This is a genomic window from Xanthomonas sp. 60, from assembly GCF_011761925.1.
In genome coordinates this window covers 66,721-85,710 of the sequence record NZ_JAASQW010000004.1, presented here as the reverse complement: position 1 = coordinate 85,710, position 18,990 = coordinate 66,721, and the positions used below count along the sequence as shown (strand labels likewise).

At 66.3% G+C, this 18,990-nt stretch carries 17 protein-coding genes and 1 pseudogene; 5 read left to right on the top strand and 13 right to left on the bottom strand.

Features of this window, described 5'->3' with window-relative positions; translation table 11 throughout:
* Nucleotides 1-58 precede the first annotated feature (58 nt).
* The 10 genes from FHY09_RS10030 to grxD form a co-directional block, all read right to left on the bottom strand.
* Nucleotides 59-424 (bottom strand): type IV pilin protein, encoded by a 366-nt coding sequence (locus FHY09_RS10030; protein ID WP_456362789.1) that lies wholly within the window; start codon nt 422-424, stop codon nt 59-61.
* Nucleotides 425-510: 86 nt separating this feature from the next.
* A complete protein-coding gene (locus FHY09_RS10025) occupies nt 511-4,278 on the bottom strand; it encodes a PilC/PilY family type IV pilus protein (protein ID WP_166926742.1) in 3,768 nt (1,255 codons plus the stop codon).
* Nucleotides 4,279-4,289: 11 nt separating this feature from the next.
* On the bottom strand, nt 4,290-4,805 hold the full coding sequence (locus FHY09_RS10020) for a PilX N-terminal domain-containing pilus assembly protein (RefSeq protein ID WP_166926741.1): 516 nt from the start codon (nt 4,803-4,805) through the stop codon (nt 4,290-4,292).
* A gap of 1 nt (nt 4,806) precedes the next feature.
* A complete protein-coding gene (locus FHY09_RS10015) occupies nt 4,807-5,973 on the bottom strand; it encodes a PilW family protein (RefSeq protein ID WP_166926740.1) in 1,167 nt (388 codons plus the stop codon).
* Nucleotides 5,970-6,440: a type IV pilus modification protein PilV gene (pilV, locus tag FHY09_RS10010; RefSeq protein WP_166926739.1), complete on the bottom strand. Its 471-nt coding sequence runs from the start codon at nt 6,438-6,440 to the stop codon at nt 5,970-5,972. The genes FHY09_RS10015 and pilV overlap by 4 nt, the downstream gene beginning before the upstream one ends.
* Nucleotides 6,437-6,952, bottom strand: coding sequence for a GspH/FimT family pseudopilin (locus FHY09_RS10005; RefSeq protein ID WP_166926738.1), 516 nt, complete (start codon nt 6,950-6,952; stop codon nt 6,437-6,439). The genes pilV and FHY09_RS10005 overlap by 4 nt, the downstream gene beginning before the upstream one ends.
* A 160-nt stretch (nt 6,953-7,112) precedes the next feature.
* A complete protein-coding gene (gene ppnN, locus FHY09_RS10000; protein ID WP_166926737.1) occupies nt 7,113-8,504 on the bottom strand; it encodes a nucleotide 5'-monophosphate nucleosidase PpnN in 1,392 nt (463 codons plus the stop codon).
* A gap of 248 nt (nt 8,505-8,752) precedes the next feature.
* On the bottom strand, nt 8,753-11,986 hold the full coding sequence (locus FHY09_RS09995) for a TonB-dependent receptor (protein ID WP_456362771.1): 3,234 nt from the start codon (nt 11,984-11,986) through the stop codon (nt 8,753-8,755).
* 297 nt (nt 11,987-12,283) lie between these two features.
* Complete coding sequence (locus tag FHY09_RS09990) at nt 12,284-13,024, bottom strand: SDR family NAD(P)-dependent oxidoreductase (RefSeq protein ID WP_166926735.1); 741 nt, start codon at nt 13,022-13,024, stop codon at nt 12,284-12,286.
* Nucleotides 13,021-13,368 (bottom strand): Grx4 family monothiol glutaredoxin, encoded by a 348-nt coding sequence (grxD, locus tag FHY09_RS09985; RefSeq protein WP_208407756.1) that lies wholly within the window; start codon nt 13,366-13,368, stop codon nt 13,021-13,023. Before grxD ends, FHY09_RS09990 begins: the two co-directional genes overlap by 4 nt.
* 92 nt (nt 13,369-13,460) lie before the next feature.
* Between grxD and FHY09_RS09980 the strand changes: the two genes are divergently transcribed.
* Nucleotides 13,461-14,039 (top strand): Fe-Mn family superoxide dismutase, encoded by a 579-nt coding sequence (locus tag FHY09_RS09980; protein WP_166926734.1) that lies wholly within the window; start codon nt 13,461-13,463, stop codon nt 14,037-14,039.
* Nucleotides 14,040-14,084: 45 nt separating this feature from the next.
* Here FHY09_RS09980 and FHY09_RS09975 read toward each other — a convergent pair whose 3' ends face one another.
* Together FHY09_RS09975 and purE are read right to left on the bottom strand one after the other, a co-directional pair.
* Nucleotides 14,085-15,233 (bottom strand): 5-(carboxyamino)imidazole ribonucleotide synthase, encoded by a 1,149-nt coding sequence (locus tag FHY09_RS09975; protein WP_166926733.1) that lies wholly within the window; start codon nt 15,231-15,233, stop codon nt 14,085-14,087.
* Complete coding sequence (gene purE / locus FHY09_RS09970) at nt 15,230-15,733, bottom strand: 5-(carboxyamino)imidazole ribonucleotide mutase (RefSeq protein WP_166926732.1); 504 nt, start codon at nt 15,731-15,733, stop codon at nt 15,230-15,232. The genes FHY09_RS09975 and purE overlap by 4 nt, the downstream gene beginning before the upstream one ends.
* 59 nt (nt 15,734-15,792) lie before the next feature.
* On the opposite strand from purE, the gene FHY09_RS09965 reads away from it, so the two are divergent.
* The 4 genes and pseudogenes from FHY09_RS09965 (at nt 15,793) to FHY09_RS09950 (ending at nt 18,443) form a co-directional block, all read left to right on the top strand.
* Nucleotides 15,793-16,062 (top strand): Trm112 family protein, encoded by a 270-nt coding sequence (locus FHY09_RS09965; protein WP_166926731.1) that lies wholly within the window; start codon nt 15,793-15,795, stop codon nt 16,060-16,062.
* Complete coding sequence (gene nadC, locus FHY09_RS09960) at nt 16,059-16,913, top strand: carboxylating nicotinate-nucleotide diphosphorylase (RefSeq protein WP_166926730.1); 855 nt, start codon at nt 16,059-16,061, stop codon at nt 16,911-16,913. Before FHY09_RS09965 ends, nadC begins: the two co-directional genes overlap by 4 nt.
* Nucleotides 16,914-17,044: 131 nt before the next feature.
* Nucleotides 17,045-17,977, top strand: a pseudogene (locus FHY09_RS09955) (DUF2272 domain-containing protein); the annotation flags it as partial.
* Between the two features lie 115 nt (nt 17,978-18,092).
* A complete protein-coding gene (locus FHY09_RS09950) occupies nt 18,093-18,443 on the top strand; it encodes a DUF3301 domain-containing protein (protein WP_166926728.1) in 351 nt (116 codons plus the stop codon).
* 60 nt (nt 18,444-18,503) lie between these two features.
* On the opposite strand, the gene FHY09_RS09945 is transcribed toward FHY09_RS09950, so the two are convergent.
* The gene (locus FHY09_RS09945; RefSeq protein WP_166926727.1) at nt 18,504-18,947 is read right to left on the bottom strand and encodes a ClpXP protease specificity-enhancing factor; all 444 of its coding nucleotides are present in this window, start codon (nt 18,945-18,947) and stop codon (nt 18,504-18,506) included.
* Nucleotides 18,948-18,990 lie beyond the last annotated feature (43 nt).

The window sequence follows — 18,990 nt, the reverse complement described above, 5'->3', positions numbered from 1 at the left end:
GGGGAGGCGTATTCTACTCACCCCGCCCCCCCCCTTGCAACAGCATCCGGTTATCGCACTACCAGCACTCGGACAGTGTGATTCCGGCCGTCTTGACATTGGCCTGATTGACAGAGAGATCGCCGCACTTGTCCTTGGACTGCGCGGTACCCGCGCGTGCGGTCAACACGAAGGTAGACTGGCCGAGCTCCGGAGTGATGGTGTAGGCGGCCGTACCCCCTTCGCGGGGCGAGTCGATCGATTGCGCGCCGTTCGGGAACACGAACCCCTCGTACGTGTTGTTGACCGTGTGGAACCGTTCGGCCAAGGCCGCATACTCCACGAGGTCTGCCTTGGCCTGCGCGCGTCGCGAGGTCCGCACATGTTCCGCGTAGCTGGGAATCGCAATCGCGGCGAGGACCGCGATGACAGCCACAACGATCATCAGTTCAATCAGCGTGAAGCCGAGGGCCCTTCTGGACACGAACGGGCGTCTGCGGAAGGCGCCTGACAAGCGGAAGCAGTGAAGGCTCATTGGATCTGTCTCCAGGATTGTCGGCCGCAGGGGTACGGGAGATACATTGGCGGCGCACCGGCCACGCTGATCTGCATCCTGCAGACCTCGTCCGGCGGATCAGGCGGCAGCTCGTCGTCTTCCTGTTTCACCGGGAGACCCAGCCGGGGTACCACGGCGGTGGTCACATCGCGCACCGGCGCATTGCCGCCCGTGCTGAGCGGCACCGCTGCCGCCCCGGCACCGGCTGTCTGTCCGTCAGGGGTATTGAAGCGGACCCGTCCCAGGGCAGCGGCGCCGGTGCTCGCCTGCAGCCCGAAGAGGTAATTGGAACCGTCCACGGAACAGCCGACTGCCTGGTTGGGCACATAGGTCGGCATGAACACCACCCCTGCGGTCACGGCCGGCGTGCCCACCATCCGTTCACCTGCCGGAAGCGCTACGGTCCAGCCCCGACTGTTGTCCGGCGGCGTGTCCATGGTCAGTGTGCGTACGCCATCAATCTCCGTCACGGCAATGGACCGCAGGTTCGCCGCCGTCAGCGTCGTGGTGGGCTCGCCCAGCTCGATGTCATTGACGCCGTAGAGAGACTGGACACTGGTATCCCGACCATCTTCGGTATACGCGAAGCTTCCGGTACCGAACAGCAGCAGTACCCCACCCGATGCACCCGTGGTCGCCGTCAGCCCGCCCATGATGGGCTGCCGGTAATTCAGCGTGTCGCTGTCGCGATGTACCTGGGTTGTGAACAGCGGCCGGGACGGTGCGCTGGTCCCGCGCAGATCGAACTTCCAGACTGCCCCCCTCTGATCGGCGGCGTAGACAGTATCGGCGAATCCATCGCGGCCACGCGTTTCCTGTGTCGAGCCGGTCCAGCGGTCCACCACGACGACGTTGCCAAGGCCATTGCGACCGGCCGGCAGGCCGTCGCCCGTTTCTTCGGCCACCTGCATCGAAATTGTCGGCGTCCGTCCGGCCACCATGTCCACGATGAACAGCACCGCCCTTCCGCTCGCGCTCTCGTAGCCGTTTCCGAAGATCGCCTTGAAGCTGACGCTTCCATCGTTGTTCTTGGTCGGCACGATGACCGGCTTGCCGAGCACATGGCCGATGTTGCGCCGCACCGCTTCACTGAGCTGGGCATCGAAATCGTTGATTTCCCACAGCAGGCGCGACTGATCGAATGCTGCGGGATTGCTCACATCGAGTGCGAAAACGCTGCGTCCGCCAGCGCCGGCGGTACCCACCAGCGAAGTGGTCCACGCCGTTCCATCGTAGGTGTCGCCCACGACGATCGGGCCATCCACGAAATACCGGTGCTCGAAACTCTGGTCATTCTCTTTGCGTGAATCGTAGGGCACCAGCAGGTTGCCCATATGGCCGATCGACGTGGAGGGAATGTACCCGAACAGCTCCTTGCCGCCATCGGCGTCCATGCTCCCTTCGGCACCGCGGCCACCGTCGAAGGCGTGCAGCATGCCGTCGTTGGCCGCCGCGTAGACCATGTAGCGGCGGTCTGCGCGCTTGGTCGCCAGATAGGTTGCGTAGCGGCTGCCAAGCACGCCTGGCAGGGCGCGGTAACCGTGGTCATCGGTAGGGGCGCTGAGCACGGGCGTGGAGTTGATGATGTCACCGAGCACGGTTGTACGGTCCCTCAAGCGACCGTTGTTGCGCACCTCACCCGCCGTGTTGCCCAGCAGGTAGGACACCGCTGCGGTGTTGGTCCCGGCCAGCGCGGTCAGATCGGCATTGTTGCAGCGCAGCTGCCCCGCATAGAGGCCGGCGGGTTTGCTGCAGAGGTTGGCCAGCGACACGTTGGTGGCATTGAACCGCAGCGCCGCACCGTTGCGCCAGAACCAGACGTTGCGCGTGGCCGCTGAAGGGAACTTGCTGGAGGCCTCCCAGGCAAGCGTGGACACCACGCCACGTGAATCCGGATCGACCCCCAGGGTGTAGGCGCTCAGGCGGCCGTACCAGTCGGTACCATTGTTGGTCGCTTCGTAGAACGGCTCCACGGACAAAGAACCGTCACCAATGCGGGCGCCGGTCAGCGAGCGCGTGCCGGACGGCGTTGCGCCTCGGGAAACATTGCTGATGATGCGACGCATCGCCGCGGTGATGTCCGTGGCATTGGTGGCATTGACCATCTCGCCACGGGTATAGAGCGTTGCCTGCCACATTTCGTCCACCGCAGCCGGCACCAGATCCTGCGTGGCGGTGTCGAACCGGGGTACGGTGGCGTAAGGATCGGGGTTGAGGATCCAGGGCTTGCTCGCGGTGGGCTGGTAGGTCACACCGAACTGTGCGCCCTTGGTTCCCAGCGTCACACCGTAGAAGTTCATGTGCAGGTGTTTCTTGCAGTCCAGTGCCGGATCCGGGCTGGCGCTGCTGCATTCGGACGGCACCGGCACGGAATTGGTCTCGATGCTCGGGACGAGCGAACCATCGTAGAACGGGGCTACGCCCAGCACCATGCGCTGCTTGTTGTCGGTCTCATTGATGTAGCCATCGGTGAACAGCATGCCGGCGTTCTTCTGGCACGACAGCAGTACCGGCGGATTGTTGTCGGAACTGCTGCGCACCCGCTTGAACTGGTTGCCCAGGTGCACCGCAGCCGAACGGTTGGGCGTACTGCCGCTGGCGGCCATGTAGCGCTGGATGTCGTAAAGCAACGCCCGCTTCTGCGTTTCGTCGTCCATGCTGTACATCACCGCATTGGTGCGGCTGTTGATGCGGAACCAGCCCACGCGCAGGTTGGTGGTTTCCTGTAGCGCATTGCTCGCCGCACCGATCAGTGCCTCGCGCCGGGTGCGATAGAAACTGAACCAGTTCGCGAAATTCTGCATGGCGGCGTTGTACTTCGCCGTGCTGGAGAAGTTGGCCGAGCGAATCTCGTACTTGTACAGCGTGCCCGGGCGCCCATGCGTCGGATTGGTGACGGCCAACGGTGTCGCACTGTAGCCATAATCGGCCGGCAGGCGCTCGGTCGTGAAGAAAGTCGCAGGGTAGAAGCCGACGGCGGCCTGGCAGCCATTGTTGGCATTGTCGATCGTGAATCCGCTCGCCTTCACCCGCCAGAAACCGTCAGGCGCATTGCCGGAGGTGTCGCTGTTGCTCAGGCCGCATCGATCCGCTTCGATCAACGTACCGCCAGGAATGAACATGCCTCGGCGGAAGGTGAAACGCCAGTTGGCGCCGGTCTGGGCAAAATCCTTGGTCAGGTTGATTGTATTGGTCTTCAGGCCCGGACTACCGTTCGGCCTCGGATCCACGGGTGCGGACTCCGGATTGATGGTCTTGTAATCCCGCAACGCAGGATCGCTGCGTCCGTTTTTCCAGGTCGGATAGGTGTCGCGCGGATCGAAATAGGCCGAATTGATTTCCGCCGCTCTGGCGAAGCCATAGGCGTCGAAGGGCGGCATCGCGGCATCACCGCTGCGGCCATAGGGCGGCGTCAGATAATAGTAGTTGAGCCCGGTCCCCTCGCCGAATGGCCAGGGGTTTCGCGTGGTGGTGTTGTAGAAACCAGTGGAGCGGGTGGTGCTGCCGGCATCCACCCACCGGTAGACGCCGTCGCGGGTGTTGTTCAGCACTTCCCAGAGCATGGAGCCGGAGTCATCCAGCGCCATGAGGAATGCCGGCGCTGTCGGCGACTGGATGTTCAGCGGCTGCTGCGCCAACGTCCCCTGCCCCTGCTTTGCCATCAGGCTGTAAGCCAGCCAGCCACCTGCCACCAGGGTGCCCACGGCCGCTGCGGTAAACCACCGATTTCTACGCGAAGCCATCGCCGGCGTCCTCAAAGTTTGAACACGGTATCGATCACCACGGCGGACGTCGGCGCACCGCTGTCATCGGTGGCGAAGCCTGTGATCTGGTAGATGGGTGTCGCTTCATCCAAGGGTGCGCCCATGTCCAGAGCCGCCTCCCCGACAATGCAGCTGTCGATCTGGCGCACGTTGACGCTCGAATCGGCATCGTCAGCCCGCTCCGAGGCCCAGATCATCGGATCGTAGCCGTCATCGCAGGTCCGTTTGATGTCGTCGGCCGCCACCAGTGCGTCAGCGGAGACCTCGGTGCGGTTGGCGATCGATTCCACGGCGCGTTCGGCGCTGCGCACAACGCCCTCGCTGTTCTGGAACGCGCGGTTCGCGGCGCGGTAGTTCGAGGCCATACGCTCCTGCATGCCGGCGACCTGCATGCCGGCAATGCCGAGCAGGGCCAGGAGGATCAGCATGATCAGCGCGACGTACAGCACCGCACCGCGCTGGGCGCGGGGGATGCCGGTTCGCAGGGGTCTCGGAGTCGGTTTCATGTCAGTTCCCGAACAGCCTGTTGCGCAGGGCGATGGAGACTTCGTAGGTGCTGCGGAACCGACGATCATTGCTGGCGCCAGGTTCAAACTGCACGCCCAGGGCGGCCGGAGCGATCTCCGGCACCACTGAGGAAGACGGTTGCGGACTGGCCATCAGCAGGCCGGCCTTGACCAGCCCCACACGCAGCCACTGGTTTGCCGCGTCGGCGTCGGTCCCGGTGCTGACGTCGCTGGCGATGGCCAGGCGGGTCACGTGTCCCACCGGCGGCGTGTCCATGCTGATGCCCGGGGTGGCATCGAGCCCGTACATCAGCTGCAGGCTTTCCACCCCCTCCACGACCTCTTCATTGGACGTGTATGTGCCGGTGGCATCGGCACGTGCGCGGCGCAGCCCACGCTGTCCCGTCTCAGAGCTCACGGCCACGTAGTACACCAGCGATTCGGCGCGGTAGAGCATGGTCTGGCCAATCGGCTGAGCCGTGTAGCGCGTGAGGTCCACGCCGGCGGCGGTGACGCGGCCGTTGGCCAGCACGCCCTCGAAGATATCCGCATGACCACAGTCGGCGATGCCGAACAAGCTCGGCGCAGCGACGCCGTTGTTGGTCAGCCGCGCCATCCGCGCGGCTTCGCCCTCGACGGTGGATGTCCCGTCGGAAAGGCTGATGCCATTGACAGGCGCGCCCTCGGCGCCGAGGAAACGGAGGACCAGGATATCGCTGCCACCGGCAGGGGCCGGTGCCAGCCCCGCGACGCCTGTCGGAAGATCCGCCGGCGCCTCCCAGTTCTGCCCGATCGTCAGCGTGTCGTCCGGCGCAGTGCCCGGCGCTTCATAGCCCTGGATCGAGACGCCAAAATCCAGCGGCGATCCGCCGCCCCGCGCCGCAACCAGGTGATTCACCGGATCCCCCATGTTCTTGACCACGTGCGCCTGGTCGTTGACGCACCCCATGTGACCAGCCATGCGCACGTCGCGTTCGATGAAATCGAGAGCGAAGCGTGCATTTTCCTGCACCCGGGCCGCGCCCTCGGACAGGCGCGAGGCGGCCTGCGAGGCCATGAAGACCTGTACGACGGCAAACATGATGATCAGACCGATCACCATGGCGACCATCAGCTCCACCAGCGACAGGCCGGTGACCGAGCGGGAGGATGCGGGAAAGCGCTTCATAGCTCGGTCGCCAGTGAGAAGGTGGTGGCCTTGTCAGGGTCGGCCGGATCCCATCGCTGGTCACCCCAGGTGACGGCGACATCCACCACGCCCCCGTCTACCGACACGGTAGCCCCGGCGTCGCTTCCCAGGGCCTTGATCACCTGGCACTGCCACTGGGTGATGTTGTCCTGGACTCCCACCTCCCCTGTGGGAGGCACGCAGACCGTCTCGGTGTCCAGGGTGCCCGGTTCGAAACTGGCCGCTTCGTACCAGTCGACCTGGATCCGGTTCGCACGCATCTGCTCGATCAGATCGTAGGCGAGGTTGGTCGCCTGGGTGCGGTAGTTCGAGCTCTGCACGAAACGCACGTTCATGGTCTGAAGCAGCGCAAAGCCGAGCAGGCCGAACCCGAGCACGAGCACGGTGATCAGGACTTCGAGCAGGCTGAAGCCCGTCTGCCGGCGCGGGGAATGGAAGGGTTTCATGAACACTCTGCCTTGCTGCTGCGCAGCTGCCCGGAGGCATTGATGACCAGCTCGCGCTGCTGGGCCATGTTTTCCGTGCAGGTGCGGGGACGCAGCGAAATGACCTGGTCGGCGCTGGCCCGGCGTCGGCCACGCCCATCAAAGGCGATCTCCTCGTCCGGACCCGTGATCTGCGTGTCGGGATTGACGGCCATGAAGCGCAGCGCGGTTCCTGCATCCCCCAGCGTGCCCTCCCCCTCCGGGTCGGTGAAGGCGAGCAGCCCCTGCCCCCAGGCGCCATCGCAGGCGCCGCCGTTCGTACTCCCGCACACGCCACCGCCGCGACCGCTGCGGATGGCCTCGCTGCGTGCCAGGTTGACCAGGCCGAGGATCTCGTTGTTCGCCGTAGCCACCCGGTTGCTGCGCAGCGTGGTCTGGAAACTCGGAAACGCGATGGCCGCCAGGATCGCGACCACCGCGACGGTGACCATCAGTTCGACGAGCGTGAAGCCAGCGGGCCGACGCAAAGACATGGAACGCTCCCCAGCGTTGATGGCCGCACGATGGCCCAGCGGCGCGCTGGCGGCAAGGGGCCGCAGGACGAACGGTCGATCCGGGACGACGGGCGTCAAAAGCCCGACGCCACGCCTCCCCGACGGGCCCGTCCTGCCCCGACCCTGCACGGATGCCGCGTTACGCCAGCACTTCGTAGCAGGGCTGGTACTCGCCGGAGATCTTCATCCGGCGCTGCTCCACGAAGGCGCGCAGCAGGGCGTCCAGGGCCTGCATCATGTCCGGATCGCCATGGATCTGGAACGGACCGAACGCCTCGATGCGGCGCATGCCGTCTTCCTTCACGTTGCCGGCCACGATGCCTGAGAAGGCCCGGCGCAGGTCGGCGGCCAGCGCATGCGGCGCGCGGCCGTGGTGCAGGTCCAGCGCGGCCATCGCCTCGTGGGTGGGCACGAACGGCTGCTGGTACTCCCACGGGATGTGCAGCGACCAGTTGAAGAAGAACGAATCCTTCTGCGCCAGCCGGTGCTCGCGGACCTGCCTGATGCCGGCGGTCATGCGCCGCGCCACGGCGGCCGGGTCGCCGATGATGATCTCGTAGCGCTCGGCCGCCGCCTCGCCCAGGGTCAGCCGGATGAAGCGGTCGATCTGCTCGAAATACGGTGCCGCCACGGTCGGGCCGGTCAGGATCAGCGGGAACGGCAGGTCCTTGTTCTCTTCGCGCAGCAGGATGCCGAGCAGGTACAGGATCTCCTCGGCCGTGCCTACGCCGCCGGCGAACACGATGATGCCGTGGCCGATGCGTACGAAGGCTTCCAGCCGCTTCTCGATGTCCGGAGTGATCACCAGGTGGTTGACGATCGGGTTCGGCGACTCGGCGGCGATGATGCCCGGCTCGGTCAGGCCGATATACCGCGTGGCGGTGCGGCGCTGCTTGGCGTGGGCGATGGTGGCCCCCTTCATCGGCCCCTTCATGGCGCCCGGGCCGCAGCCGGTGCAGATGTCCAGGCCACGCAGGCCCAGCTCGTACCCGACCTGCTTGGTGTACAGATACTCGTCACGGCCGATCGAGTGACCTCCCCAGCACACCACCAGGTTCGGCTCGCCGGGATTGAGGATGTGCGCGTTGCGCAGCAGCCCGAACACCGCGTTGGTGATGCCTTCGGAGGATTCCAGTTCGGCCGCGTAGGCCGGGCCCATCTCGATCGCCATGTAGGCCAGGTCACGCACCACGGCGAACAGCAGTTCGGCCACGCCGCGGATGATCTCCCCGTCGACGAACGCCATCGCCGGCGCATTGGCCAGGTCGATGCGCACACCACGGTCCTGCTGCGCCACCTGGATGTCGAAATCCGGGTACAGATCGCGTGCCGCGCGCGGATCGTCGGAGGCGCTGCCGCTGGTCAGCACGGCCAGCGCGCAGCGGCGCAGCAGCTCATGCATGCCGCCACCGGAGGCATCGCGCAGGCGCGCCACTTCGGCACGCGAGAGCACATCCAGCCCACCGCGCGGGTAGATCCGCGCGTCCTGTACCGGCAACAGGCGTGCCGGCTTTTCAATCGTCGTGATCATGTCCAACGTTTCGCTTCCTTCAAGGTTTTCGACTGTACTGCCGCCCCCTTAAAAAGCAAAACGGCCGGGAAACCCGACCGTTGGATAGGTATCGCCGGCGGCCCTGAAGGTCGCGGCCACGGCGTGGTGCCGTGTGCGCAGCGATGCTACGCCTGTCCGGGGGCCGCGACAAGCCACGCGGTGTGAACGAAAAAAGACGGCCGGGTTGCCCCAGCCGTCTTCAGGTCAGACTACACGTTCCTGGGAAATCAGAACTTGTACTTCAGCGTCAGCTGCATCGACCAGCGAGACACGCCGGTGTTGCCCTTGTCGTTGTTGTTTTCCTGGATCTGCGGAGCATCGGCCGAGGTGAAGTTGTAGATGTACTTGCCGGTGGCCGGATCGATACCTGCATAGCTGGCCACGCGGGCGGTCGAATTGAAGCCGTAATCGTTGATGCGGCCCCACTTCTTGTTGAGCAGGTTGCCGACATTCATGATGTCCAGCGCCAGCTCACCCTTGTGCTCCTTCATGAAGCCCGGGAACTCCTGCGAGATGCGCATATCGAAGGTGTTGATGAAGCCGGTGCGGAACTCGTTGGCCGGGGCGATCTGGCCCTGGTAACGCGACAGCTGCGGGTTCTTGGCCAGCCAATCGAAGAAGGCCTGCTCCATGGCCGCACCGCCGGTCCACTTCACATCGCCCGGGCCGTTCGGTACGTAGAACAGGTCGTTGAAGTAGCCTGCACCCGAGGTCGACGCGGCGTCGCCGTTCAGATCGTTGTAGTAGATGTAGCTGAACGGACGACCCGAACGACCTTCGTAGAACAGGCCCACGCTGGTGTTGTAGTCACCGAAGAACGCCTTCTTCCAGTTGATGGAAGCGGTCACGCGGTCCTTGATCGCATAGCGCGAGTTGTAGGCCACGTTCTCGTTGGCGTTGCCGATCAGGGTGCTGCCCCAGTTCGAGGTGTTCTGCGAGCTGGTCAGCGGGCTGACTTCGCTTGCCTCGGTATAGGTGTAGGCCAGCGACCAGCCCCAGTTTTCCATCAGCGGCTTGTTCAGGCCCACGGTGAACTGGCGGCCGTCACCCTTGTCGGTATTGCGCATGAGCATCACATCGCCCATGTCGGTGGGACGGTTGGCCTTGCCGCCAACCTGGCCAAGTGCCGTGTTCTGGCCCTGCTGGACCGAATAACGGTTGGCCGGAGTGGCCGGCAGGTAGCCCGCAGCGTTCCAGAACAGATCACGCCCATCCTGGCCAACGCGCGTCGCGCCCGCACCGGCGGCGTTGTACAGGTCCAGACGCTCGAAGTAGATGCCGTCGTTGACCTTGGTGTACAGGAACTCCGCCGAAGCCACGATGCCGTACCACGGCAGCTCGTGATCGAAGGCCAGGTTGCTCTTCCAGACCGACGGCAGCTTCAGGCCCGGCTCGGCGATGTCCACGTTCTGGCGGGCACCCGCACCGGAGGCCGGGATGAACGGCGGATCGACGTTCGGGGTGAAGAAGTTGGCCGACGGACTGTTGACCGTGTACTCGGTGTAGTTCAGGCCGGTGTTCTGGTAGGCGCCAGCCAGCCAGACGTTGGGGGCCGCACCGCCGAACAGGCCCACGCCGCCGCGCAGCTGGGTCGGACGATCGCTGTCGAAGGTGTAGTTGAAGCCGAAGCGCGGCTGCACCAGCTTGTCATCCGGCAGCACGGTGTTGTCATACCCGTACAGGTCCATGATGCGCTGGTTGTACAGCTTCTGATCGTCGAAGTCCGGCATGTCCACGCGGACGCCGAACTGCAGGGTCAGGTTGCTGTTGACCGCCCAGCTGTCCTGCACGAACAGGCCGGTGTTCTTCAGGTGGTACTTGGCCGGGATATCGGCGTAGCTGCCGCCCTCGCGCGGGGCGCGGACGATGTACTGGTTGATGCGGCCGGCTTCGAAGTCGGCGAGATTGTTGAACACATACACGCCGTTGAGGTTGCGGCCGTAGTAGTTCAGCAGGTCGTTATCGGAGTAATCGAAGCCGAACTTCACGGTGTGGTCGCCGACATACCAGGTACCGGCACCGAAGGCGCTCAGTTCCTTGGACTCCACGGCGTTCACGTGCGAGTTCTGCTCGGTGCCGAAGTACAGCGAGTTGTTGGCGCTGCCACCGAACCCGCGCACCTGGATCTGCGGCAGGTTGGAGTATGGCGTGCGGATCGCCGAGTAGTCCTTGTGCGACAGCTTGAACTCGGTCGAGAAGTTCTCGGTCCAGTCGCTGAACAGTTCGCCCATCCAGGACTCGTAGGTCTTCGGCAGGTCGTACCAGAAGCTGCTCAGCGAGACCGCGCTGTTGCTGATCTGCGGGAAGCGCGCGACGGTCTGCTCCATCTTGTTGTAACGCACGGCCGCGCGGTGGTTGTCGCTGATGTTCCAGTCGATCTTCAGCGCGTACTCTTCGATCTCGGTATCGTTCGACGGCGCGCTCAGCGAGCCCGCATCGAAGCCATAGCCGGTCGCGATCCGCTGCGCCCGCGCGATGTCGGCATCGGTGATGGTGCCGCGGCCGTAGGGCGTGTCGGTCAGGCTGGTGCCCGGCGCCGAACGCTCCATCTTCTCGTAGTTGGCGAAGAAGAACAGCTTGTCCTTGACGATCGGGCCGCCCAGGGTCATGCCGTAGGTCTTCTCGTCATCGAAGCCGTTGAAGCGGACGCCGTCCAGCTCCTTGCGCACCAGGTCCTTGTCGCGGTACGCGTAGTACACGGTGCCGCCGAAGTTGTTGGTGCCGGACTTGGTCACCGCGTTGATCACCGCGCCGGTACCGCCAGCGATGGTGGTGTCGTAGTTGGCCACATCGATGTTGATTTCTTCGATGGCATCCATCGACACCGGCTGACGCTCGGTCGGCAGGTTGTTCGACTCCAGACCAAACGGGTCGCCCGCGCCGATGCCGTCGATGCGGATCGCGTTGTAGCGGGTGTTCTGGCCACCCACGGAGATCGCGCCATCGGCCTTGCTGACCTGCGAGATACGCGGATCGAGGCGGATGTAGTCCTGGATGTTGCGGTTGGCCGACGGCAGCGATTCGATCGTTTCGCGGTTGACGTTGGAACCGGTGCCCATCTTGTAGGCGCTGAAGATTTCCGAACCACCCGCCACTGCCATGACCTGCACTGCTTCCAGGGTCGTCGCCGCAACGTCACCGGTCAGGTTGGCGTTGACGGTGTTGACCTGGTTCAGGTTCAGGAAGACGCCTTCTTCGGTCTTCGTACCTTCACCCGACTTGGTGATGGTGATGGTGTACGGACCACCCACGCGCAGGCCACGGGCGTTGTAGCGGCCCGACGCATCGGTCGTGGCGCGGCTGACGGTGCCGGACTCGGTGTGGGTGATGGTGACTTCGGCGCCTGCAACAGGCGCGCCCGCGGCGGACACCACCTGGCCGCCGACACCGGCAGAGGTGCTCTGGGCAAAGGCGGGAGCGGCTGCAAGCGCAGCCACGAGACCAAGAGCAAGCTTGGACATCCGGAGTGGGTGGTTCATCTTAGGGTAGCCTCGATGCGAGTTGGCGATGGCGGAAAAAAAACGCAGCCTTGCAGCCCGGCGGGCAACTGCAAGGGTATTTATCTGGGGTTCCCAACCGTGAACGGTTACTGCCGCAACGGTTAACAATAGATTAACACGGTACGATCTGATTGTGACGGTAGTGCGACAAACGGGTCGCAATCGACACTGTTCCTTGACGCCACCTTCATCTCCGTCGGCTCGACACGCCACCGGAAAATCACATTCCTGAACGGAAATGCGCCCCTCGCGGGTAGATCAGACGGCTACTACCCTGCCCCGCGCTGCCACGCCGGCCGCAGACAGCAGCACAACCGCCTCGGCGGCGGCCTTGCCCGGATCCCCTGCCCGGTCGTCCTGGTCCAGCGACCACGCCCGCGCCCGCAGCGCGGTGCGCATCGGCCCGGGCTGCAGGCCGCTCACCCGCACCGGGCCCGTGCGCAGTTCGTCGTGCAGGCTGGCCATCAGACCCCGCAGACCGTGCTGCGCCACCCCATAGCCTCCCCAGTAAGCCGCGCCCACGCGTGCCGGATCATCCAGGCAGAGCACGATGGCGGCATCGGATTGGCGCCTCAGCAACGGCAGGCAGGCCTGCAGCAGCCAGGCCGGGCTGGTCAATGTGACGTGCAGGGCGCGCGCGAACACGGCCGGGTCGGCCTGCTCGAAAGGCGTCAGCCCCGGGAAATCCGCGGCACAGACCAGTACGCCATCCAGCCGCCCGAGCACGTGCGCCACGCGCGTGGCCAGCTCGGCGTAGTCATCGGGGCCGGCGCCCTCCAGGTCCAGCGGATACAGCAGCGGCTCCGGGCCCACCGCCTGCACCTGGTCATAGACCCGCTCCAGCCGGCGCGGCCTGCGGCCCAGCAGGACCGTCGTGGCCCCCGCCCGTGCACAGGCCACGGCCGCCGCACTGCCCAGCCCACCCCCGGCACCGACGATCAGGATCACGCGGCCGTCGAGCGCCCCGGCAGGCCCCTGCTCCGGCGGCCCTTCGCTCATGCGGCGGACGCTTCTTCGACGATGCGGCGCAGTTCGCCGGCTTCGAAGAGCTCGAGCACGATGTCACAACCGCCGATCAGCTCGCCATGCATGAACAGCTGGGGAAAGGTGGGCAGGTTGGAGAAGCGCGGCAGGTTGGCGCGGATCTCCGGCTCTTCAAGCACGTTGACGGTCCGCAGGTCCACGGCACCGGCGGCCATAAGCGCCTGCAGGGCACGGCTGGAGAAGCCGCACATCGGGTACTGCGGGGTGCCCTTCATGAACAGCACAAGAGGGTATCGATCCACTTCGGCCTGGATTTGCTGCATCACCGCCACAACCACGCTGCCTCCTGGATGGGACATGCCGACCGCGCTGGCCGACTGGGCGTCCCACGTTACCGGCCATTGTAAGCCGATGGAACCTGCGCCCGCCGCCGTTATGCCATTCTTTCGCCATGACGATAGAACTCAACGCCCTTCCCTACCTGTCCAGTTCACTGCAGCCGCATCTTTCCGCACGCAGCGTCGAACTGCTGCATGGCCAGCACCAGCGTGGCTGGCTGGATGTCGTGAACGCGCGCACGGCCGACACCGAACTGGCCGAGGCGCCGCTGGAAAAGATCGTGCGCGAGAGCCAGGGCGCGCTGCACGAAGCCGCGGCGCAGGCCTGGAGCCTGGACTTCCAGTGGCAGTGCCTGCGGCCCCGGGGCGGTGGGGAACCGGACGGTGCGCTGGGCGAGCGGATCGCCCGCCAGTTCGGCGACGTGGCGCGGCTGCGCACGCTGTTCAACGAGGCCGCGCTGGGCCTGTTCGGCTCGGGCTGGGCGTGGCTGGTGCAGCAGCCCGACGGCCATCTCGCGGTCCAGGTGACACGAAACGCGGGCACCCCGCTGACCGGCGAGGCCACGCCGCTGCTGGCCTGCTGCCTGTGGGAACAGGCGTATTACCTGGATTACCAGAACGACCGCGCCCGCTGGCTGGAGGCGTGGTGGAACCTGGTGAACTGGGAGTTCGCCGGCGCACGGATGCGTTGATCCGTCCACCGCCAGGTCGCGCCGGGGCAGGACCGGCGCCCGGGATCACGACCCGCGCAGGGTCGCGATGAGCGGAGCCACCTGATCCTCGCGGCCCAGCGCAGCGCCGACCGCCACGAGCCCGTCGGCCAGTGCGGTGGTGCTGTCGTCGCGCAGCGTCGCATGGCCAACCTTGCGGCCTTCGCGCGGCTGCTTCCCATAGTCGTGCCAATGCCCGCCGGAGCGCGCGAGCACAGGGCCCGCATCGGGCATGTCACCGAGCCAGTTGAGCATGCAGGCCACGCCCCGCATCTTCGTATCGCCCAGTGGCAGCCCCAGCACGGCGCGCAGATGGTTCTCGAACTGCGAAGTCTCGCTGCCTTCGATCGTCCAGTGCCCGGAATTGTGCACGCGCGGCGCCATTTCGTTGGCCAGCAGGTCGCCGTCGCGGCAGAACAGCTCCAGTGCGAACACGCCGACATACTGCAGGTGCTCGGCCAGCCGCTGCGCATAGCCCACCGCTGCCGCGTGCTCGGACGGCGCCAACGCGGCCGGCGCCAGGCTGGCCGACAGCACGCCGTCCACGTGCCAGTTGCCTGTGACCGGCCATGCACGGAAGCTGCCATCGCGTCCGCGCACCGCCACCACGCTGACCTCGCGCTGGAACGCCACGAAGCCCTCCAGGATCAACCCGGTACGCTCGACCTGCGCGCCCAGCGCCTGCCACGCGGCGTCGATGTCGGCCGCGGTGCGCAGGCGGAACTGCCCCTTGCCGTCGTAGCCGAGGCGCCGGGTCTTGAGGATGCAGGGCAGACCGAACTCGGCCGCCTTCGCCGCCAGTTCATCGCGGCTGCGGATATCGGCGAACGGCGGCAGCGGAATGCCCAGCTGCTGGAACAGGGTCTTCTCGCTGAGGCGATCCTGCGCCACGGCCAACGCCGCCGGCGGCGGATACACCGGCACGCGCTCGGCCAGCCAATGCGCGCTGGCCGCGGGCACGTTCTCGAAATCGAAGGTCACCACGTCCACCTTCGCCGCGAACGCAGCCAGTGCATCGCGGTCGTCGAAGGCGCCCTGCGTGAGCGGTGCCAGCGAGGCACCGCACGCATCCGCTGCCGGATCGAACAGCTCGAAACGCAGGCCGAGCGGTGCGCCGGCCAGGACCATCATGCGGGCCAGCTGTCCCCCGCCGAGAATGCCGACCGTGCGGCTCATCGGCGTGGATCGTCGTGGGCCATCACCTCGTCGGTCTGGCGCGTGCGGAAGGCCTCCAGCGCCGTTCCGATGGCGGGCTGCTCGGCGGCGAGCATGGCTGCGGCGAACAGCGCGGCATTGGCCGCGCCCGCGTTGCCGATGGCGAACGTGGCGACCGGAATACCCGCGGGCATCTGCACGATCGACAGCAATGAATCCATGCCGTTGAGCGCCTTGGACTGCACCGGCACGCCGAGCACCGGGACGGCGGTCTTCGCTGCGAGCATGCCCGGCAGGTGCGCTGCACCGCCAGCCCCGGCGATGATCGCGCGCAGGCCGCGGGCCTGTGCCTGGTCGGCATAGGTGAACAGCACATCGGGCGTGCGGTGCGCGGACACCACCTTGACTTCAAACGGAACGCCCAGCGCTTCAAGCTTCTGGGCGGCGTGCTGCATGGTTTCCCAGTCGGAACGGGAACCCATGACGATGCCGACAAGCGGCGCGGATTGGTTGGGGGTCATTGGCCGTCACCTGCCTCAAAGGCGTATTCTAGCCATCTTCCACGCTCGACGAAGAATCCATGGACCGCAAGCTGCTTGATCTGCTGGTATCGCCGGACACCCGCCAGTCCCTGTCCCTGCTCGATGGCAAGGGCCTGGACGCGCTCAACCAGGCCATCAGCGCCGGCACCGTCAGCAAGGCCGATGGCAGCACGCTGACCCAGCCCCTGCGCGAAGCGCTGATCACGCGCGACCGCCAGCAGCTGTTCCGCATCGACGACGGCATTCCCGTCCTTCTGGCCGAAGAGGCGATCGCCACGCGCCAGATCGACGGCTTCCCCGGCGCATGACCGCTGTGGCGCGACCTGATCCGGCGCAGGTCGCCGAGGACGTCGCACGTGCGCTGGCCGAAGATATCGGCAGTGGCGACGTCACCGCGGCCCTGCTCCCGGACCAGCCGGACGTGGCCTACCTGCTGTGCAAGCAGGAGGCGGTGATCGCCGGGCGCCCGTGGTTCGATGCCACCCATCAGGCCCTGGACCCGGACGTGCGCATTGCCTGGCAGGTGGAGGAAGGCCAGCCGGTCAGCGCCGGCACCGTGCTGGCCCTGCTGCAGGGCCGCAGCCGCTCGCTGGTCAGCGCCGAGCGCACCTCGCTGAACTTCCTGCAGACGCTCTCCGGCACCGCCACCACCACCGCGCGGTACGTAGCCGCCGTAGCCGGCACCGGCACGCGCATCCTCGACACCCGCAAGACCCTGCCCGGCCTGCGCCTGGCACAGAAGTACGCCGTGCGCTGCGGCGGCGGTGACAACCACCGTTTCGGCCTGTACGACACGGTGATGCTGAAGGAAAACCACATCCGTGCGGCCGGCTCGCTGCCCGCCGCGGTGGCCGCCGCGCGGGCGCGCTGGCCCGCCCTGCCGCTGGTGGTGGAGGTCGAGGATCTGGACCAGCTGCAGCAGGCGTTGCAGGCCGGTTGCGAGCGCATCCTGCTGGACGACTTCGAGCCTGCGCTGCGCCGGGCGGCCGTGCAGCTCACCGCCGGGCGCATCCCGCTGGAAGTTTCGGGCAGTGTCGGGCTGGACGGGCTGCGCGCGATCGCGCTCGATGGCGTGGACTGCATCTCCATCGGCGGCTTGACCAAACACGTGCAGGCCATCGATCTTTCGCTGAAACTGGGGCCGCCGCCGGTCAACTGACGCTCGGCGCGACCGGGCCGGGCGCATCTTGCGCAGCCCCCTGCCCGACGCCCGGTGACTGTCCCCGCCGGCTCTACCGCACGTTCACGGTCGCGTTGCCACGCTCCGCCCACCCCCTGTCGGATCGCCGCATGCGCCTGCTCCTTTCCCTGACCTGCCTGCTTGCCGCGCAGGCACTGCCATTCGCCGCCTCCGCGCAGGTCACCGCAGAAGCCTGCGATGTGCCACCACGGTTCGGGCTAAGCCCGCTTGCGGTGACCATCAGCCGCACCGCCTGCAACGAACACCGCCTCTGGTTCCGCCCCTTCATCGATCGCGACGGACGTGCGGCAAGCCTGTCGGTCACCGAAGCAGAGAACGAGAACCTCGCCGACCATGGCCTGATCGCCTGGCAGCGCGTGGCCGGCTACTGGCGCGAAAGCGGCACCTTGAGCGCGCTCGGCAGCCAGCCGGGGGCCAGCAGCTGCATCGCTCCGCTGGGCTCGCGGTATACCGAGAGTGACTGCCGCGCCTTCCTGATCGACCATCCGTGGTCGGCCGCCTTCATCTCCTGGGTGATGGTGCGTGCCGGCGTGCCGGGCTTCAACGCCTCGCCACGGCATATCGACTACATCCGCCGCGCCTACACCGACGCCGGCAACGGCCCGTACCGCCTGGCTGATCCGGCCAGTGAAAAGCCTGCGCCCGGTGACATGCTGTGCTTCCTGCGCGACCGCCGCGAGTCACTCAGCCACGCCGGCCTGGTGCAGGCGCTGGCCTCCGGATCGGTCGGTCACTGGAAGTCGCACTGCGAGATCGTGGTGTCAGCGAACATGGGCGGCGACCAGACGCTGTACCTGATCGGCGGCAACGTGATGAACACCGTGGCCATGCGACTGCTGCCGCTGGATCGCAGCGGGCGCATCACCCTGCCGCCACCGCGCACCGGCGAGGCCGATGGCGTGGCCTCGACCTGCACGCCCGGGCGCGAGGAGGAATGCAGTTTCAACCGGCAGGACTGGGCAGCGCTGCTGAAGCTCACTGCCACGGCCGCCGCACCGGCCCCGGTTCCGGCGTCATCGCTGTAGGGCGGTGGAGGCAGATTGCCGGGCGCGGCGTGGCGCGTTCGTGTTCGATGCGGCTTGAACTGTGCGGACGGCACCGCCATCTTGTGCGTTCCCTCCTGCTCGCGCGCCGCCCATGCCCACCCTGATCCTGCTGATGATCGCCGGCGCCCTCGGCTATGCCTTCTGGAACGCCTCGCGTGCCGCCGCCGAGCGCGCCGGGGCACTGGGACGCAATGCCTGCGCCGCCGCTGACGTGCAATGGCTGGACCAGAGCGTGCACGCCATCGCCCTGCGCATCGTGCGCGGCGACGATGGCAAGCTCTGTTTCGAGCGCACCTTCAAGTTCGAGTACTCCTACGACGGACTGGACCGCCACGTCGGCCGCATGGTGCTGCGCGGGGACCAGCTCATTTCCTTCAGCGGACCGGGCGCAGCCCGGATCAGCCGGATCAGGCCCGACGTCGAGGACGCCGAGGACGTCTGAACCGCGTGGCGGTATCAGGACGCACCGGCCCATGGCCGGTACACCCCGGGGCGCGGCGCGTTACTTGACCACGCGCAGCTGCGGACGGCCGGCCGGACGCGGCGGCGCATCCTCCGGCGGTGACGGCGTATCGTCAGGGGGCAGATCGTCTTCCGGCGGCGGCTCGCTGCCGGGGATGTCATCCGGCAGCGCCATGCCCTGTCCCGTCTCGCGTGCATAGACCGCCAGCACCGCGCTGATCGGCACTTTCACTGCATGGCTCACGCCGGAGAAGCGCGCAGAGAAACTCACCGCCTCGTTGTCCAGCAGCAGGTGCATCACGGCGCGCTCGGCGATGTTGAGCACCACCCGGCCATCCTTGACGGCGGTGGACGGTACCTGCACGCCTGCCACCCCTGCATCCACGAGCAGATGCGGCGTCAGTCCGTTGTCGTTGATCCATTCCACCAACGCACGCAGCAGGTACGGACGGTGGCTGGTCATGTGGAAGAGTTCTTCAGTCATTCGGGAAGTGTACGCGTCCGCAGCAGGTGAGCGCGACGGGCGC

Bases quoted from the DNA above. Each gene is read 5' to 3' on its own strand.
- FHY09_RS10030 (WP_456362789.1), bottom strand. From the start codon at position 424: ATGATCGTTGTGGCTGTCATCGCGGTCCTCGCCGCGATTGCGATTCCC.
- FHY09_RS10025 (WP_166926742.1), bottom strand. From the start codon at position 4,278: ATGGCTTCGCGTAGAAATCGGTGGTTTACCGCAGCGGCCGTGGGCACC.
- FHY09_RS10020 (WP_166926741.1), bottom strand. From the start codon at position 4,805: ATGAAACCGACTCCGAGACCCCTGCGAACCGGCATCCCCCGCGCCCAG.
- FHY09_RS10015 (WP_166926740.1), bottom strand. From the start codon at position 5,973: ATGAAGCGCTTTCCCGCATCCTCCCGCTCGGTCACCGGCCTGTCGCTG.
- pilV (WP_166926739.1), bottom strand. From the start codon at position 6,440: ATGAAACCCTTCCATTCCCCGCGCCGGCAGACGGGCTTCAGCCTGCTC.
- FHY09_RS10005 (WP_166926738.1), bottom strand. From the start codon at position 6,952: ATGTCTTTGCGTCGGCCCGCTGGCTTCACGCTCGTCGAACTGATGGTC.
- ppnN (WP_166926737.1), bottom strand. From the start codon at position 8,504: ATGATCACGACGATTGAAAAGCCGGCACGCCTGTTGCCGGTACAGGAC.
- FHY09_RS09995 (WP_456362771.1), bottom strand. From the start codon at position 11,986: ATGTCCAAGCTTGCTCTTGGTCTCGTGGCTGCGCTTGCAGCCGCTCCC.
- FHY09_RS09990 (WP_166926735.1), bottom strand. From the start codon at position 13,024: ATGAGCGAAGGGCCGCCGGAGCAGGGGCCTGCCGGGGCGCTCGACGGC.
- grxD (WP_208407756.1), bottom strand. From the start codon at position 13,368: ATGTCCCATCCAGGAGGCAGCGTGGTTGTGGCGGTGATGCAGCAAATC.
- FHY09_RS09980 (WP_166926734.1), top strand. From the start codon at position 13,461: ATGACGATAGAACTCAACGCCCTTCCCTACCTGTCCAGTTCACTGCAG.
- FHY09_RS09975 (WP_166926733.1), bottom strand. From the start codon at position 15,233: ATGAGCCGCACGGTCGGCATTCTCGGCGGGGGACAGCTGGCCCGCATG.
- purE (WP_166926732.1), bottom strand. From the start codon at position 15,733: ATGACCCCCAACCAATCCGCGCCGCTTGTCGGCATCGTCATGGGTTCC.
- FHY09_RS09965 (WP_166926731.1), top strand. From the start codon at position 15,793: ATGGACCGCAAGCTGCTTGATCTGCTGGTATCGCCGGACACCCGCCAG.
- nadC (WP_166926730.1), top strand. From the start codon at position 16,059: ATGACCGCTGTGGCGCGACCTGATCCGGCGCAGGTCGCCGAGGACGTC.
- FHY09_RS09950 (WP_166926728.1), top strand. From the start codon at position 18,093: ATGCCCACCCTGATCCTGCTGATGATCGCCGGCGCCCTCGGCTATGCC.
- FHY09_RS09945 (WP_166926727.1), bottom strand. From the start codon at position 18,947: ATGACTGAAGAACTCTTCCACATGACCAGCCACCGTCCGTACCTGCTG.